Source organism: Ihuprevotella massiliensis (genome assembly GCA_900095835.1).
Lineage (GTDB): Bacteria > Bacteroidota > Bacteroidia > Bacteroidales > Bacteroidaceae > Alloprevotella > Alloprevotella massiliensis.
In genome coordinates, this window is record LT608321.1 from 451543 (window position 1) to 464455 (window position 12913).

Here is a 12913-nt window from a genome sequence, read left to right on the forward strand (position 1 = left end):
ATTATAAGTTAGAACGTAAGATTGAGATTGAACGCAATGACGGGCTGCAATGTTCCCGATAGCCGTCCACTTTCTGGGTCGGATTCGGCATAACTCGTCAAGGTAAAGAGGTTGGAAGCCTGAACTCCACAATAAGCATACTGCACCACATAACCGATACGTTGTAACAAGTTGCGCGGAATGCGATAGCGCAAAGAGAGCATCGACAATCTCAAATAGTCGCTTTTGCCAACATTGGTGGAGTTTGCGTATTGAAGCAAGGTCTGTGAAGCAGAAGAGACGAAGCGAGTGTGATAAACTTTGTTGGCATCTCCCTTAGTCCACCATGTTTTGTCGGTCATTCCTGCCACGGCATTGCGATACGCCTCATCGCTCATACGCGCATATTTGTAATTATAACGGCGCACGCCACCTGATACGTAATAAAAATCTGCATCAAGCGTGAAGGATTTCCACTCAAATGTCAGTCCAAACGTGCCGGTGTAAGGAGGTGTCGTAAAGCCCAAAGCTACAAAATCGCTGCGTTTGGGATTGTCGTGCAATTTCATTGGATTTCCTTGCGCCGAAATAAAATTAGGTAATCCCGAGTCTGGGTCAATTCCGGTTGAAGTAAGTCCATAAAGCACATCGTAAGGCTTTCCAACTTCAAAAACAGGCAAAGGATCACTATCGTTTAAGTAGAGACGATCTGTGAAATAGAGACTTACTACGCGATTTCTATTGTAAGACAAAGAGGCGCGAGCCGACAAGCGTACATCTCCATGTGAGAGAATGCGATAGTTGGCGGAAATTTCATAACCCTCGTTGCGCAATACCCCAATGTTGCGCGTCATTGTTGTAAACCCATTGCTCAGGGGAATGGGGACATCGAGGAGGGCATTGCTCGTTTGTCGACGATAGAGATTGAAATTGAACGAAAGTTTGCGCCACAATTCAAACGAAAGAGACGCATCATAAGTATCGGTATGCTCGGCTTTCAGTTGGGAATTATAAAGAGCTTGGAGTTGTAAGAGACGTGTATCGGAATAGAACTCCGTGTTGTGGTAAGAGAAGGTGCCAATAGTCGCAGCAGACGACACTCCCGATAGATTTGCAGTTTGTCCAAAAGACACTCGCAGGTTGAGATTACTAAGGATGTCTTGCGACTTTAGCCAATCATATTGTGTGGGGGTCCAACCTAAACCTGCAGCCCATGCGGTGTTCCAACGATGGTCTGAAGGAAGTAGGGAAGACGCATCACGCTTGTAGCTTGCAAACAAGTCGTAGGTGCTCTGAAAAGAATAGCCACCCACGAAGCCAACACCGAATTGTCGGTTGCGCTCTGTCCCACTACTCACAGAAGGCTTACGATTGCCCGTCAAAGACTGATTGATGAGTGCTGCCGACATCTTGGTTCCTACTCCATATCCGGTTAAACTCGTATTGTCTAAATCGGACTGATAGGCATCGACATTCGCGCCAAGCGTGAGATCATGTACCTCATTCCAGCTACGGTTGTAGGTCAAGCGAATATTAGCGCTGAGATTTTGCTGCGTATCTTTGGATCGGCTGATGCGTCCACGTTCATTGGGGCGCGCACCACTCTCACGTTCACTCCAAGCTGTAGAGGGAGTAAAATTCGTTTCTTCGTTCAACACGAAATCCAAACCTACCACGGCGTCAAGACTTAGATATTTCCAAGGCTTCAAATTGATAGAAGCATTTAACCCTCCACGCTTGTCACCGCCCGTCTTACTGTATTGGTGCAAAAGGTCATTAAGCGTAAAGTTACTGCCTTTATTGCCATACGACCATAGTTTTCCTGTTCTGCTCTCATAAGGATTGAGCAAATAGACCAAGTCAGAAGGCGAAGCATCAGTGCCATTGGGAGTTTCTATTTGACTATATCCCATATCAGCGCCAATCGATGCATAACCAATGTGACCAATTTGTTGTTCAATCGACATCCTTGCCGTGATACGATTCGTGCTATTCCCAGGAAGGCGCCCTCCTTGACTACTGAAATTGGTAGAAATGTAGTAAGACGTGACTTCATTTCCACCACGTAAACTGAGGTTGTGCGATTGATAGAGATTTGGACGAACAAGTTCTTCAAACCAATCTGTGTCGATATTTGACAAACTGTCCAATACTTGTTGGCCTGCTGCAATGCGCTGCTCTAAATCTTGTGCAGTGGGATATGCTCTTCTTATATAGTCTGCGCTATAAAGATAGCCTGGTGCGAGAGGATTTTGCAATCTACGCTCAAACTCTAGCTTCTCTTTGGTGCGCATCATCTCTACTCCACGACGACCTTGCAAAGTTACTCCCAGATTCATGCTGTAGGATGCTGTCAATCGTCCTAAAGCATTGCCGCGCTTTGACGTAATTTCCACTACCCCATTGGCTGCTTTGATGCCGTAAAGTGCTGTTCCCACAGCATCTTTCAACACCTTTATTTCGCTGATGTCATTGGGATTCAGCGTCAGAAAGGCATCAGAAGAAATCACTTTACCATCTAACACATACAAAGGTTCATTAGCGGCATCACCTCGTCGGAGTGAAGAATTGCCACGAATACGAATTTGTGGTTTTTCGCCCAACTCTCCCCGATTGATAACGACCAAACCGGGCACGCTTCCCTGAAGTGCCATGGACATATCTATCATAGGCTTGTTCAACAACAGCTTCATATTGACAGTTTGAACCACACCTGATTTGGCACGAATGTCAAGCGCATTGATGTTTGGTCGTGCAGTAATCACCGCTTCATTGAGCTTTCGTTCGGAAGGCTCCGAAGTTTGCGCATGAAGGGGCAAGATTATGCAAAAGAAACAGGGAATAGCGAGATGACGCATAAAGAAGTATTTCAGTGAAATGGGAGCAAAACACAGTCCCTCGTGAAAATGATGAGCAATCACAAGGGACATGGTTTTAGATGGTGCAAAGATACGGACTTCTCATTACTCTGGAAATCACTATATCTAGCGATTCTACGACTAAATTGTAAGAGAAATCGTTAAAAATGAAAGGACAGAAACGGCTAAAACTAGCCATTTCTGCCCAAAACATAGAAGATTTTACGATAAATAAGGGGAGATTTAGCAGAAAAAGGTTGACAATATCACTAGATATAATGAGTAGTGCTAGAGATTTTCTGAGACTTCTGCTTTCTCTACTAAGAAGAGGTTACGATGCCTCGAATTAACTACTTGTGTTTTCGCAATACAATGATGAGCACTGCAGGAATGATGAGCATAATGCCCAACACAATGGGTGGGGTCAGCGATTCACCCATAAAGATAATGCCGAGTAGAATGGCAGTGACGGGCTCCAAAACTCCTAGAACTGCAGTGATTGTGGGGCCAATCATCTTAATAGCATGCACCAAAGCCAAATTGGTAATAACGGTACAAACTAAAGACAACGCAATCAGATTGAGCCATCCACGAGTCGATGGGAATACAGCGAAGTGCGTAGCCATTTCAATTTCACTACGTTCATAGATTATTGTCGCCGCAAAGATAAGTGCACCCAGCAACATCACATAAAAGGTGAGTTTAGTTGGCGGCATATTGGAGATTTTCGAACGATTCACTCGAATCAAATAGAGCGCAAAGCAAAAAGCTGAGATGATTTCCAATAACACTCCCATGAGCGCCACTTCTCCCTGCCCAGACCATGAAAGAACAAATAAACCTCCCACTGCCATCGCGATAGCTACAATCGTAGAAATCCGACGTCGCTCATGAAAAAACAGCATCATCGTCAGAGCCGTAAAGACGGGATACATGAAATGCAAGGTGGTAGCTACCCCACTAGGCATATAACTATAGCCAGCAATCAAAAAAAGTGCAGCACCATCGCTTAGGAATGCCAAAAAAGCCAATCGCAAAAACTCAGGAAACGTGATGCTAAAAGAAATTCGTTGGAATAACATGATGCCTGCTATGACAAGCGAGGCCAATCCAAAGCGATAAAACAATATCGTAGCGGAGGAAAGTGGCAATCCCTCGGCAGGATATTGCAGTTCTTTAGTGAACAACGGAATAAAACCGTAACAAACTGCAGCGGCTAACCCAAGGAATAAACCTTGGCTGGAAAGTTTCTTGGCGGAAGTTGTCATGATGGTGATAGAATCTATAAATGCATTGATCTAGATATCTGAGAAAGCATCGCTACACTAGCCTTCTCGGATAAAATCGAGCGCTTCTTTGATGAGCTCATCGCTAGCTGTTTCATCTAAACAGAGTTGTCCTATGTCGGAAAGTAAGGTAAAGTTGACCTGCTTACCGACATTTTTCTTATCATGTCGCATACGTTCCAACAAGGCTTCGTAATCCTTGCAAGAAACCTTGGGACGTCCGTAATTTTCTACGACAAATTGCGTGGTCAAACGCAAAACCTCGATAGGAAAATCCTTTTGCACAACACTAAGATAGAGTTCACCCAGCAAGCCCCACGCTACAGCATATCCGTGCAGAACGGGAGTTTCTTTATGAAGCAGCACACTCTCTAAGGCATGTCCAATGGTATGCCCCAAATTCAAGGACTTTCTCAAGCTTTTCTCGTGCGGATCTTGTGCTACCACAGACTGTTTGAACGCGATGCTCTCACGTACCATGTCTTGCAAAGCCACAAAATCAGGATTTTCTAGAGGAAATTGCAAATGACGCGCCCACATTTCACGATTACTCAGCAAACTATGTTTCAACATTTCGGCATAGCCCGACACAAGATTCGGCATATCGAGTGTGCGCAAAAGGTCTGTAGAGATAAAAACTATATCAGCCTCCTGGAAAGCTCCGATTTCATTTTTCAACCCTCCAAAGTTTACTCCAGTTTTTCCGCCGACAGCAGCGTCGACCATGGCGAGAAGTGTCGTTGGCACATTGATAAAACGGATGCCACGTTTGTAGGTTGCCGCAGCAAAGCCCCCAAGATCAGTGAGCATGCCACCACCGACATTGACCAGCAAACTGTGACGCGTGGCAGCAGCTCCTTGCAGACCGCTCCATACTTCCGAGAGTGCAGACAAATCCTTGTACATATCTCCCGCACGAACAATGATTTTTACATCATTCTGCAAAAACTCTTGCAATAGCGGGGCACAAAGCTGGTGGGTATTGGCATCAAACAGCCAAACCACAGCATCAGGTTTAGCTATTTGCGCGAGTGTATGGCGCAAATCTTGAACCAACGATTGAGCATATACGATTGTTTGCATAGTTTTCTAGGAAGATATAGATGAGGTGACCACAAAAGGAAGTTCTACTCTACTTCTGGATGGGTAAACCCTCGCTTTGTTCCACGCTTCCCTTGGCTTCGTAAGCCTCTATGGCTGCACGATAATGAGCTGGAATCTCTGTGGAATGCTTCTCTGCTAGGTGATAACAAACCATCACCGTCTCAGCTTGGCACACCACTCTCCCTGTTTTTTGGTTGATGGCGCGTTGGCGGAGCGTAAAACTCTTATTGCCTAGATGGCTAATGCGAGTTTCCATCACAATTTCATCCTCATAAAAGATGGGCTCTATGAAATCGGCATGAATGCTTGCGATAAGCGGCACCACCGGTTGGGTGCGAAAGTCAGGACATAGCACTTCCGAGAAATAATTCTCCTTACCGAGATCATAAAACGAGAAGTACACGTTGTTGTTGACATGCTGATACGCGTCAAGATCGTTGAAGCGAATCTGAATCGGTGTGCGATGGTGGAAAGTTTCAGTCATGAATTTTGAAGAGAAATATAGTAGGAACCATTAGCTCTCTGCGCCAATTGATAGGAAAAGACGCAATGTTTAGCGATTCATCCCGAAATCGCGTGCAACAGAACGGCAGCGTCCGGCATCGGGCACTAGACACATGCGCTCATCATCGAGCACGCACAAGTCGCGCAAAGCATAAATGCCTTGTTCTTCGTCCGTACGATGATTGCTCACACTTCTAAAGAGATGGTTGCGCGCATCGACAATTTGTACCGCCTCTTGGCAATAATCAGGATCAACTGCCGAATTGCGTAGTGCAGCACCGACATAATCGAGTAGCGCTTGCACAAATTCTTCTTGATAAGACGTGGTAAAGTTCATACGATGGACGATAAGGGAAGGATTATCGCAAAAGAATTTTGAGAAAGTTGTCGTAACTTTGATCTAAACGTGATAATTCGTAAGGAGGCATCTGCAGAGAGAACGTACCAGGCAGAGTTCCTAAGTCAAAATATCGCTGAAGTATTGCTGCTAAATTGAAGGACGACTTGTCTCCTTTGCGTATCAGTTCTACCGCAAGGCGACGTAAATACGCATTGTCCGCATCCATTTGCTTGAGATGAGTGAAGAGCAAGAAATAACTTGCTGTGGTGCCTGCCTTGAATAAGATCATCACACGACTATGTTCGGAATCCTCCACTCGAAGCAACGAAGACATCAGATGTTCTATGCACTCTGGTGTCTGCATCAAGGGAAGAAACGCCTCTAACATCTTACGTCGGTCGATGGCAGAGGCTTCTTCTTGTGTGAAAGTGCGGAAATCTTCACTATCAAAGGCTAGTTTCTGACGTTTGTTCAAAGCCACCACCACCTTTATCAGCGTGCCCACATAAGCTTTGGCATTGTCTACTGCCAAAACTCGAAAGAAACGCCAAAACTCTTCTTCAGAAAGCACACGCCATACCTCCATCTGTCCAAGATATTGGCTTGCTGTGCGAAAATCAGCGTTGCGCAGTGCCGACAACGTAGCACAAAGTCCTTCTGCGTTCCGCTGTTCGATGAATGCAGAAATGCGTTGTCGCAACTGAACAGTATGAGAGAGGGCAGGCATAATAACAAGGATTTCTTCAGAATGATGAAAAACACCGCGGGAAAAGCGTCTTTTGAGGACACCTTCTCATGGTGCTATTTTCTTTATAAGGAAGGGCGCCATCACCCCACCTGAGTGAAGAGATAGATGATTAGCGAAGTTCGAGCTGCACCACATTCTCTACGTGGTGCGTTTGGGGGAACATATCGACAGGCTGTACCTTGACCACACGATATTTAGCATCAAGCAATTGGAGATCTCGCGCTTGCGTGGCAGGATTGCAGGAAACATAAACAATGCGCTGGGGAGCAGCATTCAAAATCACATTGACCACATCGGCGTGCATACCAGCGCGAGGGGGGTCAGTGATGATGACATCGGGACGACCATGCTCAGCAATGAAATCATCGGTGAGGATGTCTTTCATATCTCCAGCATAAAACAGTGTCTTATCATCTTGTCCATTGAGCGCAGCATTGACTTTTGCATCTTCAATAGCCTCAGGCACATATTCAATGCCGACTACAAAGCGTGCTTTCTTCGCAACAAAATTGGCGATTGTGCCCGTGCCTGTGTAAAGGTCGTAGACAAGTTCATTACCGGTGAGCTCGGCAAATTCACGCGTCACCTTATAAAGTTCGTAGGCTTGCTCAGAATTGGTTTGATAAAAGCTCTTAGGACCCACCTTGAAGCGCAAACCTTCCATCTCTTCGTAGATAAAATCAGTACCACTATAGGTGATGACATCCAAATCTCCTATTGTATCGTTACACTTTGTGTTATTGACATAAAGCAAGGAGGAGATTTCGGGGAAAGACTTGTGCAAGAATTCCATCACCATCAGTGCATCTTCGCGCTCTTTGTCGGTGGTGATACAAAACTGTACGAGCAACATAATCTCACCGGTTGAGGCAGTGCGCAACATAATGTTGCGAAGCAAACCGCGGTTGTTGCGAAGATCGTAAAACTCCAAGTTTTGCTCAATGGCAAAAGCACGGAGCTGGTTGCGAATCTGATTATTGATATTGGTCATCAAGTGACATTCATCAATATCTAGGATTTTATCGAAGGCACCAGGGATATGAAAGCCCACTGCATTCATCTGATCAAACTTCTCTCCGCTTTTTACCTGCTCAAGTGTGAGCCACTTCTTATTGGAAAAGCCAAACTCAAGTTTATTTCTATATTCTTTCGTATGCTTTGAACCTAGGATAGGCATGCACTCAGGGAGTTCCACCTTGCCAATACGCGTGAGATTGTCCATCACTTGCTTTTGCTTATAGCGCAGTTGCTCTTCATAGGGCAAGATTTGCCACTTGCAACCGCCGCAAACGCCATAGTGAGGGCAAAAGGCTTCCGTGCGTTGCTGACTATATTCGTGGATTTTCACCGCCTCAGCCTCAGCGTAGCTGTGTTTCTTGCGACGAAGCTGAAGATCTACCACATCACCGGGTACGACATAGGGAACAAAGATAGCAAGCCCATCGACTTTCACGAGGGCTTTTCCTTCTGCTGCAACATCGGTGATGAGAACTTTTTCGAGGAGGGGGAGCGGTTTCTTTTTGCGAGCCATATATGATTTTTGATTTAGCTGCAAAGGTACACTTTTTTCTTGGTCTGACCAAAGCGAAAAGGCTTCACGAGGGGAAAACAATTGTTTTCAAAGCAAACCATTCCTAGAGGGGTGCTCCCCCCTCGGATAATCCTAGAGAATCTTAGGACTATTTTTCCACTGCACGACTTATTCAAACGCGAAAAACTAAGACAACTCCCAAAAGCGTTCTAGAATTATTTAGCTCGAACTTTCCACTATCAGCAGCAGAAAGTTCGAGCTATTTTTACATCATCCGCAACCTTTTATACTCAAAACTAGGAATCAAAGTCTGAAACGTAGGACTTTTTCTTCAGAAACGTCAAAGAAGAATTCAAAAACGTCGGAGATTCTCCCAAAAACGTCGGAGATTTTCCCAAAAACGTCGGAGTTTTTTGGATTTTTCTCGGACATTTTCTCACGAACTTAGGAGAAAACAGGAATAATCATGGACTTATCTACAATTTACCGCTAAATCCCAGTCCATCTTCAGACACTATCCCTGAAATAAATCCCCAAAGTGGGAAAGTCACCTCAAACTAACGAAATTAAAACGCTGTTTTTCTAGAAATACTTTGCCCAAATACTCCTCGTGCTAAAGAGAGACCCACCAATAAGAGGATGAGGATGCAGACTATCACGATGAGCTCAACTCAATCTTTAGACCATTATCGTGCAATTATTGATTTTTCTTCTTGGGTGGCTTGCTAAGTTTGTAAGAAATTTGGAGCATAGCATAAGATGGCAGCGAGTTGTACCAGGTTTCTACGATGCCTTGCGCGTTAATCACCTTCGTCACGTTGCTGAGCCCACCGAAGATGTCGTAACCATCCAAAGCAACGCCTAAACGACCGCGAAGGAAGGTCTTTTCTAAACGAGCATTCGCCACAAAACGCAGGTCGTTCATACTTGCATCGCTATACCCCTCACGTTGATAGAGCTTGCAGTCTGCATTAAACGCGAAGCCTGCAGGAAGAGAAATCTGCGCATTCAAGCCATAAGTCACATCAAAACTGTTGATGGTTTGGAAGTTCTTGCGCGCTGATGTGGCATGCCAATAGCGTGCTCCGATGCTTCCGTCTAGAATCACGCGTTTAATTTTGGCATTAAAACGGAGGTTTTGCTGCACCGCAAAGTTTTGTACCGTGCTTCGTTCCGTCACAAAGTCCACACTGTTGCGGAAGTCTGCCTTCGTCTCGCTGGTAAAGAGCGTCTGTCTGTCCTTGTCAAAAGGCCGTTCCCAAAACATTCTAGCCGCAGCATGCCAGTTTCCGTCTACATTTCTCGGAGAAAAAGTGCGCACACCAGTGGCAGCATCGTAAGTTTGTCCGTGCGCAACGGCATTGCGTGTGACGTCCCAGTCCGCACCGATGGCAAATGTCTTGCCTTCCTTCCATTTTGTCCAACTTCTAGACAGAGTAACATGGTGTGTGGTGCTGCGTTGGAGATGAGGATTCCCCTGATAAAGATTCAGTGGATCTGCGTTATCCACGTAGTCCAATAGATTTTGCAGGTCGGGATAAGTATAACCTAATTCATACATTACCCGGAACGCATCACCACTCCATGCAATGGAGGGTAAAAACACCACAGTGTTGCGATGAGGAGTCGCGTGCAGCGTGTTGCGGTCGTAAGAAAGACGATCGTTTGTCCATTCTAGTTTAGGATCAATTCTGATGCCATTGCTCGTCTCTTTGTTTATCCAAATAACGCTCCTAATATGAAGTGTACCCGTGAGCGTGTTTCGGCCAGCCATATATGAGTTGGGCGCATCCAAGGTCTGCAACAATGCCGCAGTTGTGGAAGGCAAGCTTCCGAATGTAGGAGCATTTGCACCTAGTCTGTCCAAGCGGTACAGATTACGATCGCCTTTTTGGTAAGCCTCTCTAAGGCTCATCGTTGAATTTATGCTCGCCCAATCAGAGCGATAGTTATAATTGGCACTAAAACTCGCATTGGCTTTTGTAGAAGGTGCGTCTGTGTAGCGCAGTTGATGCTCGTTCGTGTGTGGCACTTGCGCTGATTGACCATAGTGCAATTGATAGGCGGAAAAAGCAGTACCAGTTTTGTGTTCAAAGTCTGCATTGAAGTCTAGCGAATAATAGTCTGGTGTGTGTGCTATCTTAGCAAAAGCGTTTGCACTCAGCCTTCCCGACCACGCATGCTCGCGACTCTTCTCTTGATTCTGCTGGCGATTTACCAGTAATTTCGCCAATCGTTCACTAGATGTCTGAAACAAACTGTCTAGTGACGCAGCGCGATAGGCATCTTTCGGATCGGCTGAAAATTCCGCTCCCTGGTGCAAAGCGTCACTGCGGTGGTGCTGATAGTACAATGCTGCAAAGACATTGAAGAACCCTTCATCTCTCTTTCTTTCATAGGCTTGTTCTGTCTGCACCTTGAAGTGACTGCCCTCAGCTTCGCGACGTGCGCGATTGAATGTGCTATTAGGCAGCGTGGGTTGGAAGGTTTCTGAGGAGGTAATGCTCTGATTGAATGTGTTTTGATGATAAATCTTAGCATGCCCCACATATTTCCACTGGTCCTTATCGCCTTTTATGAGAAATTCGAAGCCAGCAGTTTGCATCTCGGTGCGACCAGAGGCTGCACCATTGGCGTTCCAATTGCCGGAAGTGCCTGGTTCTCGCGTGTCGTTCGTGTTGTTGGCATTGCCATATAGGGCTAGGCGCGAGTGGTCGGTGAAACGAAGTCCAAAGGCGCGTCCAAGATATCGGTTGGCTGTGCCATATCCGGCTCCAACATTGCCCACCCATCCGATGGAATACTCGCGTTTCAGATTGACATCCACCACAAGAGGGAGGTCTTCTTTACGCTCTTCCTTGCCTTTAGTGATGAAACTCCATGGGTGTTCCTTGCGATAGACCTTCACCTTGTTCACCATATAGGCGGGTAAATTTTCCAATGCCACGCGAGGGTCTCCGCGAAAGAAATCTTCGCCATTGACCAATAGACTGCTCACGTACTGACCATTGACGGTGATTTGTCCATCGCGCAATTGAAATCCAGGGAGCAATTTGATGAGACCATCTAGCATAGAGCCCTCTGCTAACTGAAAAGCGTCGGCATTGTAAATGAGGGTATCTCCTTTCACAACCATGCGAATTTTGGAAGCATGCACTTCTGCTGCACCTAATTCGACGTCGCGACGCTTACCAATCTTCTTCAGTAGGATTTCTCCCACTGATCTGCGCTGTTCTCTGCGTCCTAAGTCGCGTTTGTAGAGATTGGCATACTGTGTGACGTAGCCTTCCTTCGAGAAACGAAAGATATAATCGGCGCGCAACACGTAGACTCCACGTTCATCCAGCACACCGAAGTTGTATCTGTAATTGCCATATCCATACACATTGTCGGTGTTGTGCTGCGAAACAAGGGAGCTATCAGGTCGCAAGATGTCGATTCGCACGCCTTTGAGCATTTCGTGCGTGAAACTGTCCATGACTTTGCCATAGATTGCAATACTATCGCGCTGCGATTGAGCATGAACAGATAGTAAGGAAAATAGAAATAATCCGAAAAATAAACGACGGAGATTCATGATATAAGAAGAGAGGATTTAGACTAACAGAGTATTATGCACTAAATGTGAGCCTACCTATGAAGCGACTCACCCAAGCACTTGAATAAAGATATAGGAAAGCGTTCATACTAAGCAGTGCAAATATAACATCATCGAACTAAACAAACAATAATTTGAGCTGAATTTTCCCCCAAAACATATAATCCGAGCATAAATCGTCATTTTCTCTCTATATATGCTTTACCAAGAACTTGTTTCCTACGACATTTCGCAAGAAATAAATAAACGCCCAGCAACAACACCAAAAAAAATAACGCAAATCATCTTTGAAAAGTTTATGCCCAAGGGAATATAACCATATTATAAAGGCAAAATAAGTATATTATTAAGGGGATAAAACTTTAATATAGTAGGAGTAAGCAATATCGTCTCCAAACATAACTAACATAATTAATGACTTATGACCATCCACAACACTGAGTAAACTCACTACAATTATAATATACGCATGCGTCAAGGAGCAAAGGCTAGAATCATCCACTATCAACAACCACAAAAACAGCAAGTGCAAGCACCAAAAACATATAGAAAAGCACCTCATATACCAGAAAATCACCACTATCAACTAAAAATATGATTGAAACATTTGGAAGTCTGAGAAGAATGTCGTAAATTTGCAACTCGATTGGGAATAACTACTACAACAGCAACAGAAAATTACAGATAGCAATGTCTAAGATTTGTCAAATTACCGGTAAGAAAGCCATGGTGGGCAACAACGTTTCGCACTCGAAGCGTCGCACCAAGCGTACTTTCGACGCAAACTTGTTCACCAAGAAGTTCTACTATGTAGAACAAGATTGCTGGATCCAGCTCAAGATTTCCGCAGCTGGTCTCCGCTTCATCAATAAGGTTGGTCTCGACCAAGCACTCGAGAGCGCAGCTCAAAAGGGCTACCTCAACTGGAAAGATATTAAAGTAATCGGCTAATCCACATCACACTC

9 protein-coding genes are annotated in these 12913 nt (G+C 45.1%); 1 reads left to right on the forward strand and 8 read right to left on the reverse strand.

The window, feature by feature from the left end; all coding sequences use genetic code 11:
• Positions 1 to 8: 8 nt before the first annotated feature.
• From BQ2633_RS02075 to BQ2633_RS02115, 8 genes are all read right to left on the reverse strand, one after another.
• Positions 9 to 2837 (reverse strand): SusC/RagA family TonB-linked outer membrane protein, encoded by a 2829-nt coding sequence (locus BQ2633_RS02075; RefSeq protein WP_346047985.1) that lies wholly within the window; start codon positions 2835 to 2837, stop codon positions 9 to 11.
• Positions 2838 to 3187: 350 nt separating this feature from the next.
• Positions 3188 to 4105, reverse strand: coding sequence for a DMT family transporter (locus BQ2633_RS02085; protein WP_075564804.1), 918 nt, complete (start codon positions 4103 to 4105; stop codon positions 3188 to 3190).
• 57 nt (positions 4106 to 4162) lie between these two features.
• Positions 4163 to 5206, reverse strand: a complete 1044-nt coding sequence (aroB, locus tag BQ2633_RS02090; RefSeq protein WP_075564805.1) for a 3-dehydroquinate synthase — start codon at positions 5204 to 5206, stop codon at positions 4163 to 4165.
• A gap of 49 nt (positions 5207 to 5255) precedes the next feature.
• Positions 5256 to 5711 carry an acyl-CoA thioesterase gene (locus tag BQ2633_RS02095; protein ID WP_075564806.1) on the reverse strand — a complete coding sequence of 152 codons (456 nt, stop codon included), beginning with the start codon at positions 5709 to 5711 and terminating at the stop codon, positions 5256 to 5258.
• A gap of 69 nt (positions 5712 to 5780) precedes the next feature.
• Entirely contained in the window at positions 5781 to 6068 is a 288-nt protein-coding gene (locus BQ2633_RS02100; RefSeq protein ID WP_075564807.1) for a hypothetical protein, read from the reverse strand.
• Positions 6069 to 6090: 22 nt separating this feature from the next.
• Positions 6091 to 6798 carry a hypothetical protein gene (locus BQ2633_RS02105; RefSeq protein WP_075564808.1) on the reverse strand — a complete coding sequence of 236 codons (708 nt, stop codon included), beginning with the start codon at positions 6796 to 6798 and terminating at the stop codon, positions 6091 to 6093.
• Positions 6799 to 6928: 130 nt separating this feature from the next.
• On the reverse strand, positions 6929 to 8350 hold the full coding sequence (rlmD, locus tag BQ2633_RS02110) for a 23S rRNA (uracil(1939)-C(5))-methyltransferase RlmD (RefSeq protein ID WP_075564809.1): 1422 nt from the start codon (positions 8348 to 8350) through the stop codon (positions 6929 to 6931).
• A 697-nt stretch (positions 8351 to 9047) separates the two neighbouring features.
• Entirely contained in the window at positions 9048 to 11828 is a 2781-nt protein-coding gene (locus BQ2633_RS02115; protein WP_176720077.1) for an outer membrane beta-barrel protein, read from the reverse strand.
• Positions 11829 to 12638: 810 nt separating this feature from the next.
• Here BQ2633_RS02115 and rpmB point away from each other — a divergent pair.
• A complete protein-coding gene (gene rpmB, locus BQ2633_RS02120; protein WP_009752087.1) occupies positions 12639 to 12899 on the forward strand; it encodes a 50S ribosomal protein L28 in 261 nt (86 codons plus the stop codon).
• Positions 12900 to 12913 lie beyond the last annotated feature (14 nt).